The following is a 26,173-nucleotide window of genomic DNA, read 5'->3' as shown; positions in this document are numbered from 1 at the left end:
CCCCGCGGCCGACCATGCTAAGCAGTCGCTTAGAGAAGTAGAGACATCAGCATCCCTGACATGCGAGAGGCCGGGACATGGCAGAGCCGAGGATCTTCACGTCCGTCGACGACCTGAAGTCGGCGGTGGGCGAACAGCTCGGGTACACCGACTGGCTCGACATCGACCAGAAGCGGGTCGACCTCTTCGCGGAGGCCACCGGTGACCACCAGTGGATCCACGTCGACCCCGAGAAGGCCGCCGCGGGCCCGTTCGGCACGACCATCGCGCACGGCTATCTGACCCTGTCGCTGCTCCCCCTCTTCGGGCCGCAGCTGATCGCGGTCGAGGGCGTGAAGATGGGCGTCAACTACGGCACGAACAAGGTGCGTTTCCCCGCGCCCGTGCCGGTCGGCTCCCGGCTGCGCGCGACCGCCACGATCACCGGCGTCGAGGACGTGACCGGCGGCGTCCAGGTCACCGTCGCCTTCACGCTGGAGCGCGAGGGCGGCGACAAGCCCGTCTGCGTCGCCGAGTCCGTGGCGCGCTACTACTTCTGAGCCGGCGCCGGCTCCCCGGCTCCGACCATCCGCAGCACGAGGTCGGCGTACAGCGCGCCGACCTCGTCCGGCGTCCAGGGCCCGTCGACGTTGAACCAGCGGGCCACGTCGATGCAGAGGGAGAGCACCGCGAGGGTGGTCCCCTTGACGTCGAGCACATCGAACTCGCCCGACGCCACGCCGTCCACGATGACCGCGTGCACCTCGTCGTCGCACTGCCGGCGCAGCGCGAGGATCTCGGCCCGGGCGTCCGGCCCGAGCGAGTCCAGCTCGTACTGGACGACCCGGGCCGTGGTGCGCCCGCCGGCGTGCCAGCGGACGAAGGAGCTGACCGCGTCGGCCAGGCGCTCGCGGGCGCTGCCCTCGCGCCGGGCCGCCGTCCGCAGGATCTCCAGGGCCTTCGCGTGCCCGATCCTGCTGATGCGGTGCAGCAGCTCTTCCTTGGTCTTGTAGTGGATGTAGAGCGCGGCCGGGCTCATTCCGGCGCGGCCCGCGATGTCACGGGTCGTCGTGGCGTGGTACCCGCGCTCGGCGAAGGCCTCCACCGCGGCGATCAGCAGCCGTCGCGCCGCGTCGGGCGTGACCTCGCCCCACGCCTGCGCCTCGCCGCCGGCCGTCTCCTCCGCCGTACCCATCACGTGCCCCTCTCCACTGGCAGGTGCACCACCATACCGCCGAAGGTGAGCGGGCGCTTAGTGCGCGTTCGGCCCCGCGACCGCTCAGTGCTTCTCGAAGGGGGTGTAGGTGGGCGCCGAAGCCCCGTCCTGCCGGTCCCGGATCACCTTGGCCAGGGTGAAGGCGGAGGTGACCAGGTACAGGACGGCGATGGCGAGGAAGCCGCGGACCCAGGCGTCGGCGCTGAGCTGGTAGATGCCGATGGCGGTGGCCGCCATGGCGACGGCGAAGGAGGCGACGGCCTGGCCGTAGAAGGCCGCGGTGTTCTGCTTGCCCGGTGTGTCACTCATGGGGCCAAGCTTCGGCCGAAGTGGCCCGCGCCACATCCGCCGAGGTACTCAGGAAGGTACTCAGAACGCCGAAACCCCTGTCAGCGCCCGCCCGATGACCAGTTTCTGGATCTGGCTGGTGCCCTCGTAGAGGGTCATCACGCGGGCGTCCCGCAGCAGCTTGCCCGCCGGGTACTCGTCGATGTAGCCGTAGCCGCCGAAGACCTGGAGCGCGTTGTTCGCGGCGCGGACGGCCGCCTCCGAGGCGAACAGCTTGGCCTTGGAGGACTCGACGGCGAACGGCTGACCCCGGTCGATCAGATCGGCGACCCGCCAGGTCAGCAGCCGGGCTGCGTCGACGTCCACGGCGATGTCGCTGATCAGCTCCTGGACGAGCTGGTGCCCGGCGATGGGCTTCCCGAACTGCTCGCGCTCGCCCGCGTAGCGCACCGCCGCGTCCAGTGCGGCCTGGGCTATGCCGACACAGCCGGCGGCGACCGACATCCGGCCCTTGGCGAGGGCGGACATGGCGATCGAGAAGCCCTTGCCCTCCTCCCCCAGCAGCGCCGAGGCGGGCACGCGTACGTCCTCCAGCACCAGTTCGGCCGTGGTCTGGCCGCGCAGCCCGAGCTTGCCGTGGATCGTGCGGCGCGTCAGGCCAGGAGTGTCGGTGGGGACCAGGAAGGCGGAGACGCCCTTGTGGCCGGGGGCGTCCGTGGAGCGGGCGAAGAGCAGGACGACGTCGGCCCAGGTGCCGTTGGTGATGAACATCTTGGTGCCGTTGATGACGTAGTCGTCGCCGTCGCGTACGGCCCGGGTCGCGAGGTTGCCCGCGTCCGAGCCCGTGCCCGGCTCGGTCAGGCCGAAGCAGCCGACCGCCTCGCCGGCGGTGAGCCCCGGCAGCCACCGCCGCTTCTGCTCCTCGCTCCCCCAGGCGGCGACGGTCTTGGCGACGAGCCCCAGCGAGACGGAGACGACGCCGCGCACGGACGAGTCGCCCCGGCCCAGTTCCTCCGTGACCAGGCAGTACGCGAGGTGGTCGCCGCCTGAGCCGCCGTACTCCTCGTCGACGGCCAGGCCCAGGAAGCCGACCTCGCCGAGCTTCTTGACGACTCCGCGGTCGACTTCCTCGGCGCGGTCCCAGGCGATGACGTTCGGGGTGATCTCGCGCTCGACAAAGTCCCGGGCGAGCTGCCGCATGGCGGTCTGTTCCTCGCTGAGCTCCAGGTTCACCACAGGCACCCCACTTGAACACGGTACATTTTAATTAGCACTGCTAGTTTCCGTCGGCAGCCCTACTATGTGCGCCATGGCCCGACCGCGCAAGCCCTTGCTCTCCACCGACCGGATCGTCGAGACGGCCCGCGCGCTCGTGGACGCGGAGGGCCTGGCGGCCGTCTCCACGCGCAGGCTCGCCGCCGAACTGGGCGTCAGCGGGCCCTCGCTCTACAACCACTTCCGCACCAAGGACGAGATCCTGGAGGCGGTCGCCGACTCGGTGAGCGGCCAGGTGGATCTGACGATGTTCGAGGACGGCCGCGACTGGCGGACCGCGCTGCACGACTGGGCCGTCTCCTACCGGGCCGCGCTGCGCGACCATCCGAACATCGTGCCGGTGCTGGCCCGCGGCCCCGGCCGCCGCCCGGCGGGACTGCGCCTCGCGGACGCGGTCTACGGCGCGATGGTCGCCGCGGGCTGGCCGCCGGCGCAGGCCACGTCCATCGGCGCGCTGATGCGGTACTTCGTGATGGGTTCCGCGCTCGGCTCCTTCGCCGGGGGCTTCGTGGACGACGCGAGCGCCTACGACCCCGCCGACTACCCCCATCTCCAGCAGGCCCATCTCCTCGCCGAGCAGCAGGAGAAGATCGACGAGCGGGCCTTCGAGACGGGGCTGACGGCTCTGCTGGACGGGCTGGCAGGGCAGTACGAGCAGGTACGGCGGACCGCGTAGGGACACTTCGGCGGCGGCCGAACGGTCCGTGTTCCATGCTGGGGCCATGACGACGAGGGATCCGCGGGCCACCGGCCTGGCACGGCTCGCCGGGCTGTTCGCGGACGAGACCCGGGCCGCGTGCCTGCTGGCGCTGCTCGACGGGCGGGCGTGGACCGCGAGCGAGCTGGGGCGGCACGCGGGGGTCACCGCGTCGACGCTGAGCGAGCACCTGAGCAGGCTGGTCGCGGGCGGGCTGCTCGCCGAGGAGCGCCAGGGCCGGCACCGGTACGTCCGGCTGGCAGACGCGCGGGTCGCGCAGCTGTTGGAGGACCTGGCCGCACAGGTCGCGCCGGGCACGGCCGCCGTACGGCCGCGGAGCCTGCGGGAGTCGAGCGCGGGCTCGGCGATGGCCCGGGGCCGCACCTGCTACGACCATCTCGCCGGCCGGCTCGGCATCGCGGTCACCGAGGCGTTGACGGCCCGCGGGCTGCTGCAGCAGGAGACCGGATTCGCACTCACCGACACGGGCCTGGCCTGGTTCGCCTCGGCCGGCATCGGCCTCGAACGGCGTGGCAGACGCCCCCTGGCACGCGCCTGCCTGGACTGGACCGAACGCCGCCCCCACCTCGCGGGCGTCGCGGGCGCGGCCCTGTGCCGACACGCCCTGGACACGGGCTGGTGCGTCCGCATCGGCTCCGAGCGAGCGGTGAAGGTGACGGCGGCCGGTGAACAGGCCCTCTTCGAGCTGCTGGGGGTGGAGGCGGCGACACTGCGCTGATCCCTGGCCGGGCCTGCGGCGCCTTCAGCCGTGGCACGGCGACCGACACCGACGACGCACGCGTCCACCGCAACGCCCGAGGCGCAGGGCCTTGGTGAGGGCCCGGGAGGCATCGCATGGCGCAGCCAGGGCACCGCACCGGACACAGCGCCTTCGGCGGGGACGCACCCGCCGACACGCTCCCCGCCCACCCCACACCCACCTTGGTGGGGGGCCTGGGAGGCATCGCCTGGCGCAGCCAGGGCACCGCACCGGACACAGCGCCCTGGCCGGGGCGCAGGCCTTCGGCGGGGGCGCACCGGCCAACGCGCCCCCGCCCACCACGCACTCGACGGGACGCAGCGCCTTGGCCGGGGCGCCCGGCATGGCCGCACGCCCCCGGCTGCCGCGCCACCCGAGGCCCGCCCTCGGCCCTCAAGCGCCGACCCGCACCGCCCGAGCCTCGGCCCCCGGCCCGAACCGCCGCTCCCCTCCCGTCCGAACCCCTCGTCCGAAATCCGCGAGCGTCCGGCCCTTCGCCACTCCTAGCCTCTGGAGCATGATGAACACCTCCCCGTCCCGCCCCGACCGCCGGGCGGAGCTGCTGGCCGCAGGTGCTGCCGCGGTCACCGTCGTGTTGTGGGCGTCCGCGTTCGTCTCGATCCGCAGTGCGGGGGACGCTTACTCGCCGGGTGCGTTGGCGCTGGGGCGGCTGCTGGCGGGGGTGCTGGCGCTGGGGGTGATCTGTCTGGTGCGGCGGGAGGGATGGCCGCCGCGCGGGGCCTGGCGCGGGATCGCGATATCGGGGGTGCTCTGGTTCGGCTTCTACATGGTCGCCCTCAACTGGGGCGAGCAGCAGGTCGACGCGGGCACCGCCGCCCTGGTCGTGAACACCGGGCCGATCCTGATCGCGCTGCTCGGTGCCCGGCTGCTCGGGGACCCGATGCCGCCGCGGCTGCTGGCGGGGATGGCGGTGTCGTTCGCCGGTGCCGTGACGGTGGGGCTGTCGATGTCGGGCGAGGGCGGATCCTCGGTGCTCGGGGTGGTGCTGTGCCTGCTGGCGGCGGTCGCGTACGCCGGTGGCGTCGTGGCGCAGAAGCCCGCGCTGGGCTCGGCGAGTCCCTTGCAGGTGACGACGTTCGGGTGTCTGGTCGGCGCGGTGCTGTGTCTGCCGTTCGCCGGGCAGCTCGTCGCGGAGGCCGCCGACGCGCCGGCGTCCGCGACGCTCAACATGGTGTACCTGGGCGTCTTCCCGACCGCCCTCGCCTTCACCACGTGGGCGTACGCCCTGTCCCGGACGACCGCGAGCAGGATGGGCGCGACGACGTACGCGGCGCCCGCGCTGGTCGTCCTGATGTCCTGGCTGTTCCTCGGCGAGGTGCCGGGGCTGCTCACCCTGGTCGGCGGTGTGCTGTGCCTGGCGGGTGTCGCGGTGTCCCGGTCGCGGTCGCGGTCGCGGGCGGCGGCTCGGGGCGGGGCTCCGGGAGCGGCTCCGGAGCCCCGGCCCGAGGAGGCCGCGGACTCAGCCCGCTGACTCGGCCTCCGTCGCCGGCTCGGGGGCGGGTTCCGCCGCCGTTTCCGCCGCACGGGCCCGGTCCGCGAGGACCTTGATCGAGACCAGCGCGATCACCGAGAGCACGATGATGTAGCCGGACACGGCCATCGAGGTGCCCGTCGCCTCCAGCAGCAGCACCATGACGAAGGGCGCGAGCCCGCCGCCGGCGACGGCCGCGATCTGGTAGCCGAGGGAGGCGCCGGTGTAGCGCATCTCGGGCGTGAACAGCTCCGCGAACAGGGCGGCCTGGGGGCCGTACATGATGCTCAGGAAGCAGCTGGCGACGAACGTGCCGACCGCGAGCCACAGCAGCGAGCCGGTGTCGATCAGCAGGAAGAGCGGTACGGCCCACAGCGCGATGCCGACCGCGCCGAGGGCGTAGATCCGGATGCGGCCGAACTTGTCGGAGAGCGCGGCGGCAGCCGGGATCAGCACCAGCTGGGTGAGGCTGATGCACAGCGAGACCATGAGGACGGCGCTCTTCTTCATGCCGAGTTCGCGGGTCGTGTAGTCGAGCACGCCGGTGATGATGATGTAGAAGGTCGCCGTGTTCACGGCGAAGGAACCGCCGGCGAGGAGCACCGTACCGAGGTGGCCGCGCAGGATCGTGCGCAGCGGAGAGGACTGCTCGCCCTTCTCCTTCTCGGCCAGCTTCTTCTCCGCCTCCCGGAATTCGGGGGTCTCCTCGACGCGGGTGTGGATGTACCAGGCGAGCACGAGGACGAGCAGGCCGACGAGGAACGGCACACGCCAGGCCCAGGCCGCGAACTCGGAGTCGGTGGTGAACGCGCCGGCCAGCAGGAACACCGTGTTGGCGGTCACCACGCCGATGGGGACGCCGAGCTGGACGAAGCTGCCGTAGATGCCGCGCTTGCCCTCGGGGGCGTACTCGGTGGCCATCAGCATCGCGCCGCCCCACTGGGCGCCTACGGCGATGCCCTGCAGCACGCGGAAGAGGACCAGCAGGATCGGGGCCGCGACGCCGATCGTGTCGTACGTCGGCAGCAGGCCGATGCCGGTGGTGGCCACGCCCATCAGGGTGAGGGCGAGGACCAGCATCGGCTTGCGGCCGCGCTTGTCGCCGAGGTGGCCGGCGACGATGCCGCCGATGGGGCGGGCGAGGAAACCGACGGCGAAGGTGGCGAACGAGGCCAGGACGCCGGCGGTGGGGCTGCCCGCGGGGAAGTAGAGATCGCCGAGGACGAGGGCCGCGGCGATGCCGAAGACGAAGTAGTCGTACCACTCGACGGCGGAGGCGAGCGCTGCCGCGGTGGCGACCCGGCGGCGGTTGCCGGCGGCCGGGGTGGTGGAGGCGGGCTGAGCGGAAGGTGCCGTGTCCATGCGGTGCACGCTCCGGTGGGTGCGGGGACGGAACGGGGGGTGGCTCGGGTTCCGGGAACGTACTGACCGGACGGTATGGACGTCAACGGGTCGCGCACCAGGACTTTTACCTGTACTTGGCACCGACCGCGCGGGCGGGCATGCCTGAGGCCCCGGCCTCGCACGGAGGCCGGGGTGGCGGGAGAGCCGGTCTAGAAGACGACCAGGGCCCGGCCGCCCTTGCCCGCCAGCATGTTCTCGAACGCGGCCGGGATGCCCTCCAGGGAGATCCGCTCCGTCACCAGCGCGCTCAGGTCGAGGCGGCCCGCCCGGATGTGTTCGGCGAGCACCGGGAGGTCCTCGGCCGGGTCGGAGTTGCCGTAGACGCAGCCGGAGAGGGTGCGGCCCCAGTGGAAGATCTCCAGGGCGTTGAAGGTGACCTGCTGGTCCTCGCCGCCGATGCCGACGACCGTGGTGCGTCCGCCGCGCCGGGTGGAGTCCCAGGCCGTGCGGATGCTGACCGCGCGGCCGGCGCACTCCACGGCGACGTCGACGCCCTGTTTGCCGGTGAGGGCGCGGATCTCGCGGGCGGTGTTCTCCGAGGCGATGACGTAGTCGGTGGCGCCGGCCGCCCGGGCCAGTTCCTCCTTCTCGGCGGAGACGTCGACCGCGACGATCTTCGAGGCGCCCGCGATCCGGGCGGCCTGGAGCGCGGCGAGGCCCACTCCCCCGACGCCGAACACCGCGACCGTCTCGCCCGGCCGGACCTGGGCCGAGTGGTGGACGGCGCCGTAGCCGGTGAGGACGGCGCAGCCGAGGAGGGCCGCGTCGGTGAGCGGGACGCCCTCGGGCACGGGCAGGACGCAGGCGGCGGACACGACCGTCTCCTCGGCGAACGCGGCGACGTTCAGGCCGGGGTGCAGGTCGGTGCCCTCGGCGGTGCGGGCGTAGACGTCGCCGGCGCCCTTCAGGGCGTTGGCGCACAGCCAGACCTCGCCGAGCGAGCAGGCGTGGCAGGCGCCGCAGGACGGGGCCCAGTTGAGGACGACTCCGTCGCCGGGCGCGACGTGACCGACTCCCTCACCGACGGCGACGACCGTGCCGGCGCCCTCGTGGCCGAGGACGGCGGGGACGGGGACACGCATGGTCCCGTCGGACAGGGAGAGGTCGGAGTGGCAGACCCCGGCGGCGGCGAGCCGGATCCGGACCTGTCCGGGTCCGGGGTCGGGCAGGTCGATGCCGGTGATCTCCAGCGGGGAGCCGACGGCGGGCAGAACGGCGGCGCGGACAGCCATGGCGGAAGGGACTCCCCTGGTTCTAGAACTGGAGGGACTTGGTCTGGAGGTACTCGGCCAGGCCGTGCACACCGAGCTCGCGGCCGACGCCCGACTGCTTGTAACCGCCGAAGGGCGCGAGGGGGTTGAACCGGCCGCCGTTGATGTCGACCTGGCCGGTCTCCATCCGGCGCGCGAAGGCCACGGCCTCGGCCTCGTCCCCGGCCCAGACGGCGCCGGCCAGGCCGTAGACCGTGCCGTTGGCGATGCGCAGGGCGTCCTCCTCGTCGTCGTAGGGGAGGATCGACAGGACCGGGCCGAAGATCTCCTCCTGGGCGATGGTCATGTTCTCGGTGACGTCGGCGAAGACGGTCGGGCTGACGAAGTACCCGGTCTCGCGCGGGGAGTCGGGGCCGCCGGCGACCAGGCGGGCGCCTTCCGCGACGCCCTTCTCGATGTAGCCGCGCACCCGGTCCTGCTGCTTGGCGTTGACGACCGGGCCGATGCGGTCGCCGTACTTGGCGGCGGCCTCGGCGGCGAGTTCCACGGCCTCGTCGTACCGCTCGCGGTGGACGAGCATGCGCGTCCAGGCGCTGCAGGTCTGCCCGGAGTTGGACATGACGTTGGCGACGCCGACGTTGACCGCCTTGGCCAGGTCGGCGGTCGGCAGGATGACGTTGGCGGACTTGCCGCCGAGTTCGAGGGCGACCTTCTTGACCTGCCCGGCGGCGATCGCTGCGATCTGCCGGCCGACGGCGGTGGAGCCGGTGAAGGAGACCAGGTCGACGCCGGGGTGTTCGGCGAGGGCCTGGCCGGCGACCGGGCCGAGGCCGGTGACCAGGTTGAAGACGCCCGCCGGGATCCCGGCCTCGTGCACCGCGTCGGCGAAGAGGCGGGCGACCAGCGGGGTGTCCTCGGCGGGCTTCACGACGACCGTGCAGCCCGCCGCGAGGGCCGGGGCGACCTTGGCGACGATCTGGTGCAGGGGGTAGTTCCAGGGCGTGATGGCGCCGACGACACCGATCGGCTCGTGGTGCACGACCGAGTTGCCGGTCTTCTCCTCGAAGGCGTACGTCGCCGCCAGCTCGGCGTAGGAGCCCGCGACGGCGATCGGCACGCCCGCGTGGACGGCCTGGGAGAACTTCAGGGGCGAGCCGAGTTCGGCCGTGACCGTCTCGGCGATCTCGTCGGCGCGGGCCACGAGCACGTCCCGGAGGGCGGCCAGGCGCGCCGCGCGCTCGGCGGGCGGGGTCGCGGCCCAGCCCGCGAGGGCGGCGCGGGCGGCCCGTACGGCGGTGTCGACGTCCTGGGCGGTGCCCGCCGGGACCGTGCCGATGACCTGCTCGTCGACCGGGTTCACGACCTCGATCACGTCCTGGCCGGCGGCCGGGCGCCAGGCGCCCCCGATGTACATGCCGTCGTATGCCTTCATCGCGCTTCCTCCGGGGGCGGGGCGTCGTCGTCCGGCACATAAACTAGCGACGATAGTTTTCTGACGCCAGACACCCCGGTCACGGGTGCCGGGTCATGGGTGTGCCACTGCTCACCTTTCCAGGTCGGGCAGGCGTGCCGGATGCGGGCAGATGCGGTCGCCGTCCTGGTCGAAGACGAAGAGGTGGGCGAGGTCGACGAGGAGCGGCACCTGCATGCCGTGGCGGAGGGCCAGGTCGGGGGTGGTGCGGACGATGAGGTCCCCGGGCAGGCGGGGTTCGGCGGGGGCGGGGGCGGCGGTCTCGGGGTGGTCCAGGGCGACGACGGGTCCGGCCCGTCCGGCCGCGGACCGCTCCCGCAGCCGGGTGAGCACCGAGCCCTCGCGACGGCGGCGCCGGGCGGCTCGGCCGGGGCGGGGACGCGGGGCCTCCAGGTCGGGGACGACGGCGGGGCTGGAGCCGGTGTTGAAGTGGACGAGGATCTCGTGCCCCTGGAACTCCACATGCTCGACCAGGCCGGTGATCGGCACCTCGCCGGGCCGGGCCGAGGAGTGCTTGGCGATCCGGACGGCTTCCGAGCGCAGGCCCACGATGACCCCGCGGCCCTGCTGGACCCGCAGCAACTGGTGGTCCAGGGAGAGCGGTTCGGGCAGGCGCAGGAACTGCTTGCCCAGGCTGATGGTCATCGCGCCGTCCAGCGGGGCACGCACCAGTCCGCGCAGGAGGTTGATGCGCGGGGTGCCGATGAACGCGGCGACGAAGACATTGCTGGGCAGCGCGTACACCACGCGCGGGCTGTCGGCCTGCTGGAGCACACCGCCGCGCAGCACGGCGACCCGGTCGCCCAGCGACATGGCCTCGGCCTGGTCGTGGGTGACGTAGACCGTGGTGACGCCCAACTCCCCGGTGAGCTGGGCTATCTCGGCGCGCAGATGGGTGCGGAGCTTGGCGTCGAGATTGGACAGCGGCTCGTCCATCAGGAACGCGGAGGGGTGGCGGGCGATGGCCCGGCCCATGGCGACGCGCTGGCGTTCACCGCCGGAGAGCTGGGCGGGCAGGCGGTCGAGGAGGTCCTCGATGCCGAGCAGGCGGGCGGTGGCGTCCACCCGCGGCCGGGGGTCCGTGCCCGGGTCCTCGATGCGCAGCGGGAAGCCGATGTTGGCCCGGCCGGTCATGTTGGGGTAGAGGGCGAAGTTCTGGAAGACCATCGCCATGTCCCGGCCGGACGGCGGCAGGTCGTTGGCGTACTCGCCGTCGAGCAGCAGCTCGCCCTCGTCGATCTCCTCCAGCCCGGCGATCATTCTGAGCACGGTCGACTTGCCGCAGCCGGACGGGCCGAGCAGCACGAGGAACTCGCCCGGGGTGATGTCCAGCGACAGCCGGTCCACCACGCGGGAGCCGCGCGTGTAGGCCTTGCTCACGTCGTGCAGGGAGATGGCGCGTGTCATGCGTGCCCCCGAGGGGTCTTCAGGGCGCTGGTGCTCCGCGGGTCGGAAGCCCCGTGCGGGTCGTACGGGGCTGTGAGTCACGGAAGTTAACGGAATGTGTACGGCCGGGGGAAGACACCGGGCGGGATCGGGGGCTCCGGTCCAGCTGGTGAGAAGGCGGACGGCCTGATTCGGCCAGGTCGTCAGCGGACGGCGGTGAGATGGGCGAAGACCACGACGTTCCCGGAGTAGCCCTTCCTGCGGTCGTAGGCGCCGCCGCAGGTGATCAGGCGCAGCTCGGGGCGGCCCCGGGCGCCGTACACCTCCTGGCTCGGGAACCGTGCCTTCTCGTACGACTTGATGGCGTCGACCGTGTAGACGGCGGTCCGCCCGTCGGCGCGGCGGGCCTCGACGATCCGGCCCCGCTTCAGCTCCGTCAGCCCCGCGAAGACGGCGGGACCGCGGTCCGTGTCCAGATGCCCGACAGCGACGGCGACACCCTGCTCGCCGGGCGAGGCACCGTGCCGGTACCAGCCGACCAGTTTCGGTTTGCCCTCCGGGGGCGCGGTGAGACGGCGTTCGCGGTCGAGGCCCAGGGGCATGATCGGGGCGTTGATACGGAGGTAGGGGATGAGGAGGCGGGTGGCCGGCGAGTGGGGCAGCGGGCCGGGGGCGGAGGGACGCCGGGTGCGGGTGGGGGGTTGGGTGCGGGGCGGACTGGGGGTGCCGGCTGAGGGACGTGAGGGCGGGGCGGTTCGGCCGGCGGTGGGGGGCAGGGAGGTGTGGGGGCCGGAGCCTTGGGGCGGGGCCGTACGGGACGCGGGTGCCTGGGGCGTGCCGGTGCCGGGGCCCGTGCCGGGGGTTCGGGAGGTGCCGGGCCGGGCGGACGGGGAGCCGGAGGAGTTGGCGGGGAGGGTGGGGGGTGTGGCGGAGCGGCTGGGCGGAGTGGCGGTGGCGCCGACGTCGTCCGAGGGGGCCGGTGCCGTGCCGGAGGTGCCCGGCAGGGCTGCCGCGGCGGCTTCTGCGGAGCTGGTCGGGAGGGCCGTGACCGTTGCGGACCCGGGTACGTCGCCCGGGTCCCAGCAGACGGCGAGCAGCAGCAGCGAGAAGGCCACCGCGATCGTCCGCGCCAGCCGATAGGCGCGCGTCCGGTACCAGGGCCTGCGAGACCGCCGCGGCCAGGCCTCGGGGCCTCCGCCCCCGGCTCCACGACGCCCTCCGGTCCCACCGGGCCCACCGGGTCCACCGGGTCCCCCGGACCCACCGCGGGCCCCGCCCCTGCGCCGAACCACCGGCTCGGCACCCGAACCGACCCCGCCCCTGCGCCGACCCGCAGCGGTGGCGACAGAACCAGCCCCACCTCGCGTAGACCCCGGGCCTCGCGACGACCCCGGACCTCGCGAAAACTCCGTGCCTCGCGCAGACCCCGGCGAGGCAACGGTTCCGGCCCCACGGCGACTTACCGGTACCGGTACCGCGACGGATCCGGCCGCCCCGGACCCCCGCCGAGACACCGAGCCGCCGACGGCCCCGGCGCCAGCCCCACGCCGCGACACCGAGGCAGCCTCGGACCCTTCCCCGGCCGTACGCCGCCCCACGGCACCAGAACCGGACCCGGCCCCACGCCGCCCCACCGGAGCGCCGCCGGAACGGGAACCGGCCCCACGCCGGACCTCCGGGACGGCTCCGGATTCACCCCCGCCCCGCGCCGAACCCGCCCCGGACTCGCGCCGCCCCACGGAAGGGGCGGCGCGATACGCGGAAGGCGTCCTACGCCGCGCCATCGGGGCGGCGGCGGAGGCGGAACCAGACCACTCCGGCGACGGCGGCCAGGCCTACGGCGGCGGCGCCGGCGACCGGGGTGAAGGCCTCGGCGCGGGCGATGCCGCCACCGCCCGCCGGGGCGCCGCCGTTCGGGGTGATGGTGGCCTTGGAGTCCGGGCAGGCGACCTGGAACACCTTGAACTTGCCGGCGCCGTGGGCCCGGTCGGTGAGCCATGTCAGCTTGTACTGCCCGTTGGGCAGGTCGATGAGGGGGCTGCGGCCCGCTCCGGCCGCGTTGAGGGTGACCGAGCCGCTCTTGGCCGGCACCTCGGGCAGGGCCTGGATGGTCCAGTTGACCGTCTCGCCCGCCTCGAAGTCGAACGCGGCGAGGTAGAAGTCGCAGACCTTCGGATCGTTGCGCCGGTCTCCGGCGGCCGTCTCCGTGGCGTGGATCTTGACGTCCCCGTTGTCCCCCGGAGCGGCGACAGCGGGCACCCCGCTCAGGGTGGTCCCGGCGAGGGTGAGAGCGGCGAGGACGGCGGTGCGGGTGCCGGCACGGCGCGCGAGGGGTACGACGGGCATGAACATGCCTCCAAGTCAGATGATTTTCATACAAACACCTCGTCACCTGACTATCTGCCACATGTCACCCGGAAACGCCGGAGCAGCGCCCACGACGCGTCAGATGTCGCTCTTCCGGCCCAATGGCATCCCGTTCCGCCGGGGTTCGGGGTCGCCCGCTCCGTCCGCCTCCTCAGCCTCCTCCGGCTCCCGCGGGGACCGCACCGCGACCCCCGCCGACGCCAGCAACAGCACCCCCAGCATCACGAACGGCGCCGCGACCCCCGCGACCCCGGCGATCAGCCCGGCCGCGGCGGGCGCGGCGACCTGGCCGAGCCGGTTGCCGGTCAGCCGCAGGGCGAGCGCCGTGGAACGGGCCTCGTCGGGCGCGGCCTGGACGACCGTCGTCATGGACAGCGGCTGCCCGACGCCCAGGCAGAAGCCGAGCAGGACGAGCAGCAGCCCGAGCGCCCACACCGGCACCGGCAGGGCGATCCCCGCGCACAGCAGGGCCGCCAGCAGACACGTCACGGTGAGCAGCAGGGTCCGGCCGAGCAGCCGCAGCAGGGGCGTCAGCACCAGACGGCAGGCGATGGTCGCCGCCGCGCGCAGACTGAGCAGGACGCCGATCACGGACGGCGCGATGCCCCGGTGCTCGCCGACCACCGGGAGGTAGGCGGTGAGGATGTCGGTCGCGGACAGCACGGCGAGGCTGATGAGGATGCCGGCGGGCACGCCCCGGGTCCGCAGGATGCTCCCGACCGGGACCCGGGCGCCCTTGTCCGCGCGGGACGTGTCCGCCGTACGGCGGTGCTCGATACGCCACAGCGAGGTGAACGCGACCGCCGCGACCCCGCCCGCGACGATCAGGGCGAGCGCGCTGGTGCCCGCCATGTCCCCGCCGCCGATCAGCGCGCCCGCCGCGATGGGGCCGACGAGTTGGCCGAGGGCCGCGCCGATGGTGAAGTGCCCGAAGTTGCGGTCCTGTTCGTGCGGCGCGGACTGGCGCGCGACGAGGGACTGTGAGCCGATGACGAAGCAGAGATGGCCGAGGCCCATCACCCCGCTCCACAGGGCCATCGTCCCCAGGGAGCCGGCGACGCCGCTGAGGGCGCAGCCGCCGGAGATGAGGACGACACCGAAGGGCAGCAGGGGCGCGCAGCGGCCGTGGTCGGTACGGCGGCCCAGGGGGACGGCGGCGAACAGCGGAAGCAGCGCGTAGACACCGGCGATCACACCGACGGCACGTTCGTCCGCGCCCAGCGCGAGGGCCCGGTAGGAGACGGCGGGCCGGGCCATCGACACCGCCGCCTGCGCGAAGCTGAAGGCGATGACGAGGCGGAGCAGCCAGCCGCGGTTCCCACCGGGCCTCACGATGTACTCCAACGGGGATCGGACAAGGTCAGATGATCCCGAACAGGATGCCCGCGCCGAGGATGACCAGGCAGGTGAGGGCGGCCCACTTCACGACGAACTTGGTGTGGTCGCCGAATTCGACCTTGGCCATGCCGACCAGGACGTAGACGGCCGGGACGAGCGGGCTCGACATGTGCAGGGGCTGGCCGACCAGCGAGGCGCGGGCCATCTCCACCGGGGAGACGCCGTGCGCGGCACCGGCCTCGGCGAGGACCGGCAGGACACCGAAGTAGAAGCCGTCGTTCGACATGAAGTAGGTCAGCGGCAGGCTCAGCACACCGGTGACGATGGCCATGTGCGGGCCCATGCCCGCGGGGATGACGTCCACCATCCACTTGGCCATGTTGTCGACCATGCCGGTGCCCTGGAGGACGCCGGTGAAGACGGCGGCGGCGAAGACCATGCCGGAGACGTTCAGGACGTTGTCGGCGTGGGCGGCGAGGCGCGCCTTCTGGTCGGGGATGTGCGGGAAGTTCACGGTGAGGGCCAGCGCGGCACCGAGCAGGAACAGCACCGGGATCGGCAGCCACTCCATGATCATGGCGGTGAGCAGGGCGACCGTGAGCAGCGCGTTGAACCAGTAGAGCTTGGGGCGCAGGGTGGCCCGGTTCGGGTCGAGGCCCTGGAAGCTGTCGTCCTCGGCGTCGTCCTCGGCGTCGGCGCCACCGCCGGAGCCCGCGTCCGCGTCGGTGCCGGCACCCGAGCCGCCGCCCTTGCGCATGGAGACCTTGCCGTCGCCCGAGTCGCCGGAACCGCCGGAGCCCACGAGGACCGTCTCGCTCTCCTTCTCCTCCTCCAGCACCTCGTCCAGCGTCAGCATGCCGAGCCGACGGCGCTCACGGACACCGAGCACGTAGGAGAGACCGAAGACGAAGAGCAGGCCCACCAGGAGCGCCGGGATCATCGGGACGAAGATCTCGCTGGCGTCGAGCTTGAGCGCGGTCGCGGCGCGGGCGGTCGGGCCGCCCCAGGGGAGGGTGTTCATCACGCCGTTGGCCATGGCGGCGACACCGGTCATCACGACCAGGCTCATCTTCAGGCGCTTGTACAGCGGGTACATCGCCGAGACGGTGATCATGAAGGTGGTGGAGCCGTCGCCGTCCAGCGAGACGATCGCCGCGAGCAGGGCGGTGCCCACGACGATCCGCATCGGGTCCGCTTTACAGAATTTGAGGATCCCGCGGACGATCGGGTCGAAGAGACCGACGTCGATCATCACACCGAAGTAGACGATCGCGAACATGAGCATCGCCGCGGTGGGGGCGAGGTCGGTCACGCCGTCGAGGACGTAGTCGCCGAGGTGGGCACCCTTGCCGACGAACACGCAGAACAGCGCGGGAATCAGCACGAGCGCCGCGATCGGCGACATCTTCTTCATCATGATCAGGACCAGGAAGGTCGCGATCATGGCGAAGCCGAGGATGGTCAGCATGAGTGGATACCTAACGTTCGCCCTTGAACATCCCACCAGGGCCGGCGGTTCCCGAGACGTTAGGTCCCGTCAAGCAGCGTTAACAAGACGTTGACGTGCGAGCAATAAGCGCAAAACTGCTGGTCACAGCTTTGCTCAGGTCAGGGGCATGAGCTTTTCGGCCGCCGGGGCGCATGCGACGGGCACTCCGTTGAGGACCGCGTTGCCCGACAGCGGGTCGAGCAGCCGGCCGTCGAGGAGCTGGTTGACGTTGACGCCGGGGTCGGTCGAGGCGTGGCCGAGGCGGGTGCCGGGCCGGTTGTGGCCCCAGCCGTGCGGGAGGCTCACCACGCCCTTGCGGACGGCGTCCGTGACCTCGGCGGGTGCGGTGACCTCTCCCCCGGCGCCCTTCACCCGCACCGGCGCCCCGTCCTCGACGCCCAGCCGTTCGGCGTCCTCGGGGTGGATGTGCAGGGTGCAGCGGTTGGAGCCGCCGGTGAGGGCGGGCACGTTGTGCATCCAGCTGTTGTTGGAGCGCAGATGGCGGCGGCCGACCAGGACGAGCCCCTCGGGGCGTTCTGCCAGGGCCGCGCGAAGGCGGGGCAGGTCCCGCGCGATCGGCTCCGGCAGCAGCTCCACCAGGCCGCTGCGGGTCTTCAGCGGCTGCGGGAGCCGGGAGGCCAGCGGGCCGAGGTCGATGCCGTGCGGATGCGCGAGCAGCTTCTCCAGGGTGAGCCCGTCCGGTCGTACGCCGAAGCCGTCGCCGTAGGGGCCGAGGCGCAGCATCATGTCCAGCCGTCGCTCGGGGCCGGTGTCGCCGGTGAGCTGTGCGGCGAGGTCGCGGGGGTCGCGGTCGTATACGGGCGAGTGGGGTTCCGTGACCGCCTTGCCGAGGGTCTGGTCGATGACCATCCGGTCGACGGCGGCGGGGTCGGTCCCGTGCATGCCCGTCGCGGCGAGGATCAGCCGGGCCAGGATCTCCGTCTCCGCCATCCGTCCGGGTTCCAGCGGGACCGCGGGGCGGGTGTAGCGGACCTGGTTGCGGACGGCGAGGGTGTTGAAGGCGAAGTCGTGGTGCGGGCTCTGGGAGGGCGGGGGCGGGGGCAGCACGACATGGGCGTGGCGTGAGGTCTCGTTGAGGTAGGGGTCGACGCTGACCATGAAGTCGAGCGAGTCGAGCGCCTTGTCGAGCCGGTCGCCGTCGGGCGCGGACAGGACGGGGTTGGCGGCGACGGCGACGAGCGCGCGCACCGGCTCGCCCTCCTCGGTGGCGGTGTCGATCTCCTCGGCGAGGGCCGACAGGGGCAGCTCGCCCTTCGCCTCGGGGTGCCGGCTCACCCGGGAGTGCCAGCGCCCGAGGGCGAAGCCCCGTCCGGGCCCGGCGGGGCGCGGGGTCCTGTCGGTGGCGGCCTGCGGGAAGAGCGCGCCGCCCGGCCGGTCGAGGTTGCCGGTGAGGATGTTCAGGACGTCGACGAGCCAGCTGGCCAGGGTGCCGTGCGGGACGGTGCAGCTGCCGATGCGGCCGTACACGGCGGCGGTGGGGGCGGCGGCCAGTTCACGGGCGAGGGTGCGGATGAGCCCGGCGTCGACGTCACAGGCCGGGGCGACGGCCTCGGGGGTGAACTCCTCCAGGGCGTCGGCCAGTTCCTCGACGCCCTGGACGTGCGGGGTGGGCTCGACGAGGCCCTCGGCGTAGAGCACCTGGGCCATCGCCGCCAGCAGCAGCGCGTCGGTGCCGGGCCGTACGGCGATGTGCCGGTCGGCGAGCTTGGCGGTCCGGGTGCGCCGCGGGTCGATGACGACGAGGGTGCCGCCACGGGCCTTGAGCGCCTTGAGCTTGCCCGGGAAGTCGGGGGCGGTGCACAGACTGCCGTTGGACTCCAGCGGGTTGGCGCCGATCAGGAGCAGATGGTCGGTGTGGTCGAGGTCGGGCACGGGGATGGCGTTCGCGTCGCCGTAGAGCAGTCCGCTGGAGACGTGCTTGGGCATCTGGTCGACCGTGGAGGCGGTGAAGACGCTGCGAGTGCCGAGCCCGGCGAGCAGCAGCGTCGGGTACAGGGCCCCGGCCATGGTGTGCACATTGGGGTTGCCGAGGACGACGCCGACGGAGTTCGGGCCGTACCGCTCGACGACCGGGCGGATGCCGGCGGCGACGGCGTCGAAGGCCTCCTCCCAGGTGGCCTCGCGCAGTTCGCCGTCCCGGCGCACCAGCGGGGTGCGCAACCGGTCGGGGTCGGAGTCGACGGCGCCGAAGGACGCGCCCTTGGGGCAGACGAACCCCGCGCTGAACACATCGTCGCGGTCACCTCGGGCACGGGTGACGCGCGTCCCCTCGATGGTGAGGGTCAGGCCGCAGGTGGCCTCGCACAGGGGACAGATACGCAGGGCGGTGCGGGACACGGGTCCTCCCGGGGGCGGCGGCTACGGTGACGCACGAACGCGCCCGAGCATACCGACCGGTATGCATGGAGGGGAGGCCCTGGAGGAACCGGATCGCCCGACGGGTCCAGGACGCACCAGGTCAGTCGAGCACCCGGGACAGATACGCCCGCAGCATCTCCCGCATCTCCTCGATGACCTTCGGGTCTCCGTCCGGCGCGACCCGGAAGGCCAGGTGCACGAGTGTGTCGGCGGTCTCGACGGCGATGAGGAACACCCGGCGCAGATCCTCGTCGGGCTCACGGTCGAGATAGCCGGAGAGGAGTTCGCTGAGGCGGTCGGCGACACGGTGGTTGGGTTCGCTGTGGCGGGCGCCGACGGGGATCTGGTTGCCGAAGTCGACGAGGGAGAAGCCGGGCGCGGTGCGCTTCATCTCCAGGTACTCGTCGAGCACGGCGTCCATGGCCACCCGCCAGTCCCCGCCGCCCGTCTCCCGCAGGCGCTCGGTGACGCGGGCGGAGTACCGCTCGAGGTTGCGCTGGGCCAGCGCGTCGGCCATCTGGCGTTTGTTGCCGAAGAAGCGGTAGACCGAGCCGATGGGGACGCCGGCCCGCTGGGCGACGGCGCGGGTGCTCAGGTCGTCGTAGCCGACCTCGTCGAGGAGGTCGGCGCAGGCGTCGAGGATCCTGGTCAGGCGTTCGGCACTGCGCCGCTGCACGGGCGCACGACGGAGCGATGTCGCGTGGGGCACGGGCTTCATGATGCCTTTCCGGCGCGGTCGGGTGAACCTCGCCCCCCGATCCGGGGCCGGGCGTCCGTCGCGTGCGTCCGCGCTTCCCCCGGGGCGCTCGCGCTCGGCTTCGCGCCCGGGCCGGGTTGTGACGCGGTGATGTCGGCCGTGCTCTCCACGGGCCGCCCGTCCACCGCCCAGGCGGTGCCGTCGTCGGCGTAGAGGCGGGCCGTGACGTGGTGCGTGCCGCGCGGCACGAGGTGGGCGGCCAGCCGGTACTCGGTGGTGCGGAGCCGGGCGACGAGGCGGCCGTCCACATAGAGGTGCGCGAGTCCGCGCCCGGCCACCGCCTCGTCCGCCGCACCCGCCCCCGAGAAGCGGAACTTCCGGACGGCCAGCCGGACGTCCCAGTCGCCGGCCCCGTCGGGCTGCACCTCGATGCCGACGTCGGGGGCGTCCCGCTGGGCCACCTGACGGTAGGGCCGCCCCTCCGGGTCCCGGTCCTCCAGGAGCGTGCCCACGGGCGTGGGCGAGGCCCCGCTCCCCCGCTCCGGCTCCTGGCCGGAGCCGCAGCCGGCGGCTCCGGTCAGCAGGACGCAGACCGCGAGCAGGGCGAGAGGTCCACGTGTCCACGTCATGTCCGCGAGCGTAGAGCGCGCCCCAGGCCCGGCGGATCGTCCTCAAGTCGGGTTCAGGTCATCCGTCGTGAGGAGGGTGCGTGTCCCTCTTGCGTCGCGGAAAACGCAATCCTACGGTGTTCCATAGGAATCGGATGGCAAGGGAGCAGCGATCATGGGCGATGGGGGTACCTCCCGCGCAGGCGTGTCCGAGCGCGAGGGAGCGCGGAAGAGGGCCGAAGGGCTGACCTATCTCTCCGGCTTCGGCAACGAGCACGGCTCCGAGGCCGTCCCGGGCGCGCTGCCCGAGGGCCGCAACTCGCCGCAGCGGGCCCCGCTCGGGCTGTACGCGGAGCAGCTCAGCGGTACGGCCTTCACCGAGCCGCGCTCCCACAACCGCCGCTCCTGGCTGTACCGGATCCGCCCGTCGGCCGCGCACCCGGCGTTCACCCGGGCCCACAACGGCTCGGTCCGCACCGCTCCCTTCACCCAGACCGTGCCCGACCCGAACCGGCTGCGCTGGAACCCCCTTCCCGACCCGGCCCCCGAGACCGACTTCCTGGCCGGCCTGTGGACGCTGGGCGGCAACGGCGACGCCACCCAGCGCACCGGCGTCGCCGTGCACCTCTACGCGGCCAACGTCTCGATGGAGCGGGTGTTCAGCGACGCCGACGGCGAGCTGCTGATCGTCCCGGAGCGCGGCGGGCTGCTGCTGCGCACCGAGTTCGGTCTGCTCCATGTGGAGCCGGGCCATGTCGCGCTCGTCCCCCGTGGGGTCCGCTTCCGTGTGGAGCTGCTGGACGGATCCGCCCGCGGCTATGTGTGCGAGAACTACGGCGCGCCCTTCCGCCTCCCCGACCTGGGCCCGATCGGCGCGAACGGCCTCGCCCATCCCCGGGACTTCCGCGCCCCGGTCGCCGCGTACGAGGACGTCGAGGGCCCGGTGGAGGTGGTGAACAAGTTCTGCGGCAACCTCTGGACGGCCACCTACGACCACTCCCCGCTCGATGTCGTCGCCTGGCACGGCAACCATGTGCCGTACGTCTACGACCTGCGCCGTTTCAACGCGCTCGGCACCATCACCTACGACCACCCGGACCCGTCGATCTTCACGGTGCTGACGTCCCCGTCGGACACCCCGGGGCTGGCCGGGGTCGACTTCGTGGTGTTCGCGCCGCGCTGGCTGGTGGGCGAGGACACCTTCCGGCCGCCGTACTTCCACCGGAACGTGATGAGCGAGTACATGGGCCTGATCGAGGGCGCGTACGACGCGAAGGCGGAGGGCTTCGTGCCGGGCGGCGGTTCGCTGCACAACATGATGTCGGCGCACGGCCCGGACCGGGAGACCTTCGACCGGGCCAGCGCCGCCGAGCTGAGGCCCCAGAAGATCGACGACGGACTGGCGTTCATGTTCGAGACCCGCTGGCCGCTGACCCTCACCCCGCACGCGGCCCGGGCGGAACACCTCCAACAGCGTTACGACGACGTCTGGCAGGGCCTGGAGCGGCACTTCCGTCCCTTGCACTGAGCACCCCTGACCGGTACGGATGGCCCGTGACCTCCTTCGCCCCGGACTCGATCGTCCTGAACCGCAAGCTGCCGCTCTGGTACCAGGTGTCGCAGTCGCTGCGCGCCTCGATCCTCGGCCGCTCGCCCCAGGACCCGCTGCGCCTGCCCACCGAGGAGCGGTTGGCCGGGCACTACGGCGTGAGCGTGCTGACCATGCGGCAGGCGCTGAAGGAGCTGGAGGACGAGGGGCTGATCACCCGCCATCGCCGGCGGGGCACCTTCATCGAGCCGCACGCGCGCCGGGGTTCACCGGTCCGGCTGCTCGGCTCGGTGGACGCGATCGTGGCCCAGCAGTCCGGCATGACGTCCGAACTGCTGGACCACGGCACGATCCCCGTGCCGGGCGAACTCGCCGAGTTCTTCCCGGAGACGCGGGAGGTCTCGACGTACCACCGGCTGCGCAGCGACGAGAAGACGGGCGAGCCGACGAACCATGCGCGGAACTACGTCCGTCCCGAACTGGCCGCGCGCATCGACCTGGACGACCTCGTGCGGTGGCCCATGACCAAGGTGCTGCGGGATGTCGTCGGGGTGGACATCAGCCGCATCACGGACACGGTGGAGGCCCGGCTCGCCGACCCGGAGACCGCGAAGCTGCTCCAAGTGCCGCTGCTCAGCCCGATCCTGCACTACACGGGCATCACGTACGACACCGGCGGCCGGCCGCTGGACGTGGCCGTCATCCAGTACCGGGGCGACCGGTTCTCCTTCACGGTGACCCTGGACGCGTAGCGGTCGCCCCGCGTGCCGGTGGGGCCCTCGCAGGGTTCCCCGCGCCCCTCGGGGGCGTCGTACGATGCCCTGCGTGACGCACGACGACGCTCCGCCGCTGGCGGACCTCATGCCGTGGTCCGTCGCACCGCCGCGGCTCGGCCGGGGCTGGCCGGCGGCCCCCGACGCGGCGTCCCTGAAGGCCCGCTGGGACGCCTTGGTGAAGGCCGAGGGACCCGACCGCGAGACCCTGTTCGAGCCGACCCGCTCGCGCACGCTGCACTCGGCGGTCGGCCAGCTGCCCGGCCGGAGCGGCGGCACGGAGAAGCTGCTCCGCGCCTCGGGCCCGTGCCCGGAGCCGGTGCGCGTGCTGCGCGCGCCCTTCGACGAACAGTGGCTGATCCCCGACCAGCGGCTGATCGACGCGGCCCGCCCGGAGCTGTGGCGGGTGGCGGACGGGCATCAGGTCTTCGTGGTGGAGGCGCCCGAGGCCCTCGCCCCTCCCCTCCTCGTCACCTCACTGCTCCCGCTGCTCCGCCCCGGCCGCGTCCGCCCGCTGTTCCGCCGGCCGGGCGGGCGGGAACCGAACCTGGCCCCCGGCCTGCTGGAGCACCTCGGCTCACGCCTGGGCGCCGCCCCCGCCCCACTGGACGTCCTGGCCTGGATCACGGCCACGGCTCGCCCGGATCTCACCGTCCCGCTCACCGGTGACGCCGACGAGTGGGCGCGGGGCGTGGAGCTGGGCCACCGCCTGCTGTGGCTGATGCGCCGCGACGGCGAACGCCCGAAGCTCCCCGGCGGCCGCCGCCCCTACGTCCGCGCCCCGCTGCCCGCGCGACCCCTGACCCTGGACTACGACAGGGACGAGGAGGCCCTGCTGCTGGGCGACGGCCGCATCTCCCCGGTGCCGCCGGAGGCCTGGGACTTCGAGGCGGACGGGGTGCGCGTCCTGGAACAGTGGTTCGCGGCGCGTGTCACCGAGGCCGAGCCGGGCACCCTCGCGGCGATCCGCCCGGCGACCTGGTCGCAGACCTGGACGTCGGAGCTGCTCGAACTGATCACGGTCCTCGCCCTGCTGGCCGCACTGCGCCCCCTGGACGACCTGACGGTCCCCGACCCGATCACGCCGGCCGAACTCCGCGAGGCGGGCCTCCTCCCCGTCCCGGCGACGGCCCGCCGCCCGGCCTCGGTGCTGGACGGCCCCGAGGAGGGCCCGGAGGGCCAGCTCGCGCTGCTCTAGCGCGAGCCGGCGTCGCGGCTCCTACCGCAGGGCGGGATCGAAGGCGTCCAGGACGCGTTCGAGCGCCCGCCGGAACACCGCGTTCAGATCGACCGGCCCGCTCTGCTCCCCGAAGGCAGCGGCGAGTCGCGGATAGGCGCCGGTGGCCACCTGGCTGCCCAGATAGGCCATCCGCACCGCGTTCTCCTCCTCCTCGGACCACGGCATGGAGCGGGTGCGTTCGACGGTCGCGATGTCGTTCGCGGTGTAGGTCGCCACGATGCCGTTGAGCAGCGCGATCAGCTCCGTCTTCGTACCGGCCGGGACGTCGAGCGGTTCGAGGCAGGCCAGGCAGTGCTCCAGGTAGCGCAGGGTGTTGGGGCTGAAGCCGTGCACCCCGGCCATCAGGCGCGGCACCCAGGTGTGGCGGTACATGATGGCCCGCGTCTCCTCCGCGTTGCGGAGCATGTCGGCGCGCCAGTCGCCCGTGGGTTCGAACATCTCGTGCTCGGCGCCGACGGCGTCCACCATCAGCTCGTACAGGTCCTCCTTTCGGGGGACGTAGTTGTACAGCGACATCGTGCCGCAGCCCAACGCCGCGGCGACATGCCGCATGGACACCCCGTCGAGCCCCTCCGCGTCGGCGATCCGCACCGCCGCCGCCGCGATACCGGCGCGCGTGAACGCCGGTTTCGGCCCACGGCCGGTGCGCTCGGGGCGCGCCCAGATCACTTCGGGTACGGCCGCTCGGCCCGCCATCGATCATCACCTCGGCCACCATCCTAGTTACGTACAGCGTACGTAGTGCGCTATGGTCGAGCCATGACTTCTACGTACGCTGTACTTAGTGAGGGTCTGGAGAAGCGATTCGGGGAGGTCCACGCGGTGCGCGGACTGGACCTCGCGGTGGCCGAGGGCACGGTGTGCGGGGTCCTCGGGCCGAACGGGGCGGGCAAGACCACGGCCGTACGGCTGCTGACCACACTGCTGCGGCCGGACGCGGGCTCCGCGCGGGTCGCCGGGCACGACCTCGTCCGCGAGGCCGCCGCCGTACGGAGCCGGATCGGTGTCACCGGGCAGGACACCTCGATCGACGGGGACCTGACCGGACGCCAGAACCTCCGGTTGTTCGGCCGGCTGCACCGGGTGCGCGGCCCGGCCGGCCGGACCGCGGAACTCCTCGACCGCTTCGGGCTGACGGAGGCCGCCGACCGGCCCGCGTCCACCTACTCGGGCGGCATGCGCCGCCGCCTGGACCTGGCGGCGAGCCTGATCCGCCGCCCCGACGTGCTGTTCCTGGACGAGCCGACCACCGGCCTCGACCCGGCCAGCCGCAATCTCATCTGGGACGTGGTGCGCGAGCTGACCGCCGAGGGCACGACCGTGCTCCTCACCACCCAGTACCTGGAGGAGGCCGACCGACTCGCCGACGACATCGCCCTGGTGGACCGGGGCCGGGTCGCGCACACCGGGTCGCCGGCACAGCTCAAGGCGCTCGTCGGGGCGCACGCCGAGGTCGTGGTGACGGACGCGGACGTACTCGTGCGGGCGGCGGAGGTGCTCGACCGGATCACGGGCGGGCAGCCGTCGTTCGACCATGAGCGGGGCGCCGTCGGCGCGGTCAGCAAGGACCCGACCCTCACCCTCCCGCGTCTGGTGCGCGCACTGGACACGGCGGGCGTACCGCTGCTCGACGTGAGCCTGCGGCCACCGACGCTGGACGACGTGTTCCTGCGCCTGACCGAGACCACCGACGAGGAGAGGGAGGCTGCCGCATGAGCACGCTGGCGTACGACGGGACCGCGATGCTGGGGCGCCAGTTGCGGCGCATGCGGAACAACCCGGGGCTGCTGATCATCACCCAGACGATGCCGGTCAGCATGCTGCTGTTCTTCGGTTATGTCTTCGGCAGCGCGCTGGCGATGCCGGGCGAGGCGTACCGGTCGTTCCTCGTGCCGGGCCTGCTGGTGGCGACCGCCGCGGGCGGCATCATGACCGGCATGTTCCAGGCGGCCCAGGACACCCACCGGGGCGTGACGAACCGCTTCCGCACGCTGCCGATGAGCCGGGCGGCCGTACCGCTCGGACAGGCCGCGGCGGACCTCGTGGTCACAGCCGCCGGGACGGTGCCGTTCCTGCTGGTCGGACTCGCGGTGGGCTGGCGGATCGAGGGCGGCCCGCTCGAAGCGGCGGGGGCCGTCGGACTGTTGCTGCTGTTCCGCTTCGCGTGCACCTGGGCCGGGATCTACCTCGGCCTGCTCACCCGGAACGAGGAGGCGGCCGGTCAGCTCGGCGGGGCGACCTTCCTGCTGCCGCTGCTGTCCAGTGCGTACATCCCGACGACGGGACTGCCCGGGTGGCTGCGGACGGTCGCCGAGTGGAATCCGATCAGCGCGGTCGCGACGGCCCTGCGGGACCTGTTCTCCCCCAAGCTCTCGGCTTCGCTCGAGCAGGGAGGTGCCCCCATCGCGCCGGTGCCCGGCGGAGCGGCCTGGCCGGTGGCCCACCCCGTCGCGGGGTCGCTGATGTGGTGTGCCGTACTGCTCGGGATCTTCGTGCCGTTGGCCGTGCGTCAGTACGCACGCGGGGAGCGATAGATCGGGGAGGGGGGAGGACG

General features: G+C 72.8%; 24 protein-coding genes. 9 read left to right on the top strand and 15 right to left on the bottom strand.

The features are described 5' to 3' along the window. Positions 1–77: 77 nt before the first annotated feature. Entirely contained in the window at positions 78–539 is a 462-nt protein-coding gene (locus NNW99_RS30860; RefSeq protein ID WP_215122445.1) for a MaoC family dehydratase, read from the top strand. Here the strand turns inward: NNW99_RS30860 and NNW99_RS30855 are convergent. The 3 genes from NNW99_RS30855 to NNW99_RS30845 all read right to left on the bottom strand — a co-directional run bounded on the left by NNW99_RS30855 (position 530) and on the right by NNW99_RS30845 (position 2,716). Then, positions 530–1,174 (bottom strand): TetR/AcrR family transcriptional regulator, encoded by a 645-nt coding sequence (locus tag NNW99_RS30855; RefSeq protein WP_215122444.1) that lies wholly within the window; start codon positions 1,172–1,174, stop codon positions 530–532. The two genes, NNW99_RS30860 and NNW99_RS30855, sit on opposite strands and share 10 nt — an antisense overlap. A gap of 84 nt (positions 1,175–1,258) precedes the next feature. Next, positions 1,259–1,504, bottom strand: coding sequence for a YiaA/YiaB family inner membrane protein (locus NNW99_RS30850; protein WP_215122443.1), 246 nt, complete (start codon positions 1,502–1,504; stop codon positions 1,259–1,261). Positions 1,505–1,564: 60 nt separating this feature from the next. Beyond that, on the bottom strand, positions 1,565–2,716 hold the full coding sequence (locus NNW99_RS30845; RefSeq protein ID WP_215122442.1) for an acyl-CoA dehydrogenase family protein: 1,152 nt from the start codon (positions 2,714–2,716) through the stop codon (positions 1,565–1,567). A 76-nt stretch (positions 2,717–2,792) separates the two neighbouring features. On the opposite strand from NNW99_RS30845, the gene NNW99_RS30840 reads away from it, so the two are divergent. The 3 genes from NNW99_RS30840 to NNW99_RS30830 all read left to right on the top strand — a co-directional run bounded on the left by NNW99_RS30840 (position 2,793) and on the right by NNW99_RS30830 (position 5,707). Continuing rightward, positions 2,793–3,434, top strand: coding sequence for a TetR/AcrR family transcriptional regulator (locus NNW99_RS30840; RefSeq protein ID WP_215122441.1), 642 nt, complete (start codon positions 2,793–2,795; stop codon positions 3,432–3,434). A 46-nt stretch (positions 3,435–3,480) separates the two neighbouring features. After that, a complete protein-coding gene (locus NNW99_RS30835; protein WP_215122440.1) occupies positions 3,481–4,194 on the top strand; it encodes a helix-turn-helix transcriptional regulator in 714 nt (237 codons plus the stop codon). Between the two features lie 538 nt (positions 4,195–4,732). Next, positions 4,733–5,707 carry a DMT family transporter gene (locus NNW99_RS30830; protein WP_370869168.1) on the top strand — a complete coding sequence of 325 codons (975 nt, stop codon included), beginning with the start codon at positions 4,733–4,735 and terminating at the stop codon, positions 5,705–5,707. On the opposite strand, the gene NNW99_RS30825 is transcribed toward NNW99_RS30830, so the two are convergent. The 11 genes from NNW99_RS30825 to NNW99_RS30775 all read right to left on the bottom strand — a co-directional run bounded on the left by NNW99_RS30825 (position 5,696) and on the right by NNW99_RS30775 (position 20,078). Further along, positions 5,696–7,069, bottom strand: coding sequence for an MFS transporter (locus NNW99_RS30825; RefSeq protein WP_215122439.1), 1,374 nt, complete (start codon positions 7,067–7,069; stop codon positions 5,696–5,698). The genes NNW99_RS30830 and NNW99_RS30825 overlap by 12 nt on opposite strands. 191 nt (positions 7,070–7,260) lie before the next feature. Continuing rightward, positions 7,261–8,343, bottom strand: a complete 1,083-nt coding sequence (locus tag NNW99_RS30820; protein ID WP_215122438.1) for a Zn-dependent alcohol dehydrogenase — start codon at positions 8,341–8,343, stop codon at positions 7,261–7,263. A 22-nt stretch (positions 8,344–8,365) separates the two neighbouring features. Next, complete coding sequence (locus NNW99_RS30815; RefSeq protein WP_215122437.1) at positions 8,366–9,754, bottom strand: aldehyde dehydrogenase family protein; 1,389 nt, start codon at positions 9,752–9,754, stop codon at positions 8,366–8,368. Positions 9,755–9,865: 111 nt separating this feature from the next. Further along, positions 9,866–11,200, bottom strand: a complete 1,335-nt coding sequence (locus NNW99_RS30810) for an ABC transporter ATP-binding protein (RefSeq protein ID WP_215122436.1) — start codon at positions 11,198–11,200, stop codon at positions 9,866–9,868. A gap of 182 nt (positions 11,201–11,382) precedes the next feature. Continuing rightward, positions 11,383–12,294: a class F sortase gene (locus NNW99_RS39215; RefSeq protein WP_321170475.1), complete on the bottom strand. Its 912-nt coding sequence runs from the start codon at positions 12,292–12,294 to the stop codon at positions 11,383–11,385. 655 nt (positions 12,295–12,949) lie between these two features. Continuing rightward, positions 12,950–13,531 (bottom strand): hypothetical protein, encoded by a 582-nt coding sequence (locus NNW99_RS30800; protein ID WP_215122434.1) that lies wholly within the window; start codon positions 13,529–13,531, stop codon positions 12,950–12,952. Positions 13,532–13,624: 93 nt separating this feature from the next. After that, positions 13,625–14,878, bottom strand: a complete 1,254-nt coding sequence (locus NNW99_RS30795) for an MFS transporter (RefSeq protein WP_215122433.1) — start codon at positions 14,876–14,878, stop codon at positions 13,625–13,627. Between the two features lie 28 nt (positions 14,879–14,906). Further along, positions 14,907–16,352, bottom strand: coding sequence for a CitMHS family transporter (locus tag NNW99_RS30790; protein WP_215122432.1), 1,446 nt, complete (start codon positions 16,350–16,352; stop codon positions 14,907–14,909). A 135-nt stretch (positions 16,353–16,487) separates the two neighbouring features. Further along, positions 16,488–18,731: a molybdopterin oxidoreductase family protein gene (locus NNW99_RS30785; protein ID WP_215122431.1), complete on the bottom strand. Its 2,244-nt coding sequence runs from the start codon at positions 18,729–18,731 to the stop codon at positions 16,488–16,490. 121 nt (positions 18,732–18,852) lie between these two features. Next, positions 18,853–19,470 (bottom strand): TetR/AcrR family transcriptional regulator, encoded by a 618-nt coding sequence (locus NNW99_RS30780; RefSeq protein WP_215122430.1) that lies wholly within the window; start codon positions 19,468–19,470, stop codon positions 18,853–18,855. Beyond that, positions 19,467–20,078: a hypothetical protein gene (locus NNW99_RS30775; RefSeq protein ID WP_215122429.1), complete on the bottom strand. Its 612-nt coding sequence runs from the start codon at positions 20,076–20,078 to the stop codon at positions 19,467–19,469. The genes NNW99_RS30780 and NNW99_RS30775 overlap by 4 nt, the downstream gene beginning before the upstream one ends. A gap of 154 nt (positions 20,079–20,232) precedes the next feature. Here NNW99_RS30775 and hmgA point away from each other — a divergent pair, with 154 nt between their 5' ends. From hmgA to NNW99_RS30760, 3 genes are all read left to right on the top strand, one after another. Then, positions 20,233–21,585 (top strand): homogentisate 1,2-dioxygenase, encoded by a 1,353-nt coding sequence (gene hmgA / locus NNW99_RS30770; protein ID WP_215122428.1) that lies wholly within the window; start codon positions 20,233–20,235, stop codon positions 21,583–21,585. Positions 21,586–21,611: 26 nt separating this feature from the next. Continuing rightward, entirely contained in the window at positions 21,612–22,358 is a 747-nt protein-coding gene (locus NNW99_RS30765; RefSeq protein ID WP_215122427.1) for a GntR family transcriptional regulator, read from the top strand. Between the two features lie 64 nt (positions 22,359–22,422). Further along, positions 22,423–23,577 (top strand): type ISP restriction/modification enzyme, encoded by a 1,155-nt coding sequence (locus NNW99_RS30760; RefSeq protein ID WP_215122426.1) that lies wholly within the window; start codon positions 22,423–22,425, stop codon positions 23,575–23,577. A 21-nt stretch (positions 23,578–23,598) separates the two neighbouring features. On the opposite strand, the gene NNW99_RS30755 is transcribed toward NNW99_RS30760, so the two are convergent. Next, entirely contained in the window at positions 23,599–24,315 is a 717-nt protein-coding gene (locus NNW99_RS30755) for a TetR/AcrR family transcriptional regulator (RefSeq protein WP_215122425.1), read from the bottom strand. Between the two features lie 63 nt (positions 24,316–24,378). Between NNW99_RS30755 and NNW99_RS30750 the strand changes: the two genes are divergently transcribed. Together NNW99_RS30750 and NNW99_RS30745 are read left to right on the top strand one after the other, a co-directional pair. Continuing rightward, the gene (locus tag NNW99_RS30750; protein WP_215122424.1) at positions 24,379–25,335 is read left to right on the top strand and encodes an ATP-binding cassette domain-containing protein; all 957 of its coding nucleotides are present in this window, start codon (positions 24,379–24,381) and stop codon (positions 25,333–25,335) included. Further along, entirely contained in the window at positions 25,332–26,153 is an 822-nt protein-coding gene (locus NNW99_RS30745; protein WP_215122423.1) for an ABC transporter permease, read from the top strand. Before NNW99_RS30750 ends, NNW99_RS30745 begins: the two co-directional genes overlap by 4 nt. The last annotated feature ends 20 nt before the right edge of the window (positions 26,154–26,173 follow it).

Origin of the sequence: Streptomyces sp. CRCS-T-1 (assembly GCF_024442335.1) — a bacterium.
GTDB classification, from domain to species: Bacteria; Actinomycetota; Actinomycetes; order Streptomycetales; family Streptomycetaceae; genus Streptomyces; species Streptomyces koelreuteriae.
This window is presented reverse-complemented; position numbering and strand designations above follow the sequence as displayed.

Coding starts and splice junctions, on each gene's coding strand:
- NNW99_RS30860 (WP_215122445.1), top strand. CDS start 78: ATGGCAGAGCCGAGGATCTTCACGTCCGTCGACGACCTGAAGTCGGCG.
- NNW99_RS30855 (WP_215122444.1), bottom strand. CDS start 1,174: ATGGGTACGGCGGAGGAGACGGCCGGCGGCGAGGCGCAGGCGTGGGGC.
- NNW99_RS30850 (WP_215122443.1), bottom strand. CDS start 1,504: ATGAGTGACACACCGGGCAAGCAGAACACCGCGGCCTTCTACGGCCAG.
- NNW99_RS30840 (WP_215122441.1), top strand. CDS start 2,793: ATGGCCCGACCGCGCAAGCCCTTGCTCTCCACCGACCGGATCGTCGAG.
- NNW99_RS30835 (WP_215122440.1), top strand. CDS start 3,481: ATGACGACGAGGGATCCGCGGGCCACCGGCCTGGCACGGCTCGCCGGG.
- NNW99_RS30830 (WP_370869168.1), top strand. CDS start 4,733: ATGATGAACACCTCCCCGTCCCGCCCCGACCGCCGGGCGGAGCTGCTG.
- NNW99_RS30825 (WP_215122439.1), bottom strand. CDS start 7,069: ATGGACACGGCACCTTCCGCTCAGCCCGCCTCCACCACCCCGGCCGCC.
- NNW99_RS30820 (WP_215122438.1), bottom strand. CDS start 8,343: ATGGCTGTCCGCGCCGCCGTTCTGCCCGCCGTCGGCTCCCCGCTGGAG.
- NNW99_RS30815 (WP_215122437.1), bottom strand. CDS start 9,754: ATGAAGGCATACGACGGCATGTACATCGGGGGCGCCTGGCGCCCGGCC.
- NNW99_RS30810 (WP_215122436.1), bottom strand. CDS start 11,200: ATGACACGCGCCATCTCCCTGCACGACGTGAGCAAGGCCTACACGCGC.
- NNW99_RS30800 (WP_215122434.1), bottom strand. CDS start 13,531: ATGTTCATGCCCGTCGTACCCCTCGCGCGCCGTGCCGGCACCCGCACC.
- NNW99_RS30790 (WP_215122432.1), bottom strand. CDS start 16,352: ATGCTGACCATCCTCGGCTTCGCCATGATCGCGACCTTCCTGGTCCTG.
- NNW99_RS30780 (WP_215122430.1), bottom strand. CDS start 19,470: ATGAAGCCCGTGCCCCACGCGACATCGCTCCGTCGTGCGCCCGTGCAG.
- NNW99_RS30775 (WP_215122429.1), bottom strand. CDS start 20,078: ATGACGTGGACACGTGGACCTCTCGCCCTGCTCGCGGTCTGCGTCCTG.
- hmgA (WP_215122428.1), top strand. CDS start 20,233: ATGGGCGATGGGGGTACCTCCCGCGCAGGCGTGTCCGAGCGCGAGGGA.
- NNW99_RS30760 (WP_215122426.1), top strand. CDS start 22,423: ATGCCCTGCGTGACGCACGACGACGCTCCGCCGCTGGCGGACCTCATG.
- NNW99_RS30755 (WP_215122425.1), bottom strand. CDS start 24,315: ATGGCGGGCCGAGCGGCCGTACCCGAAGTGATCTGGGCGCGCCCCGAG.
- NNW99_RS30750 (WP_215122424.1), top strand. CDS start 24,379: ATGACTTCTACGTACGCTGTACTTAGTGAGGGTCTGGAGAAGCGATTC.
- NNW99_RS30745 (WP_215122423.1), top strand. CDS start 25,332: ATGAGCACGCTGGCGTACGACGGGACCGCGATGCTGGGGCGCCAGTTG.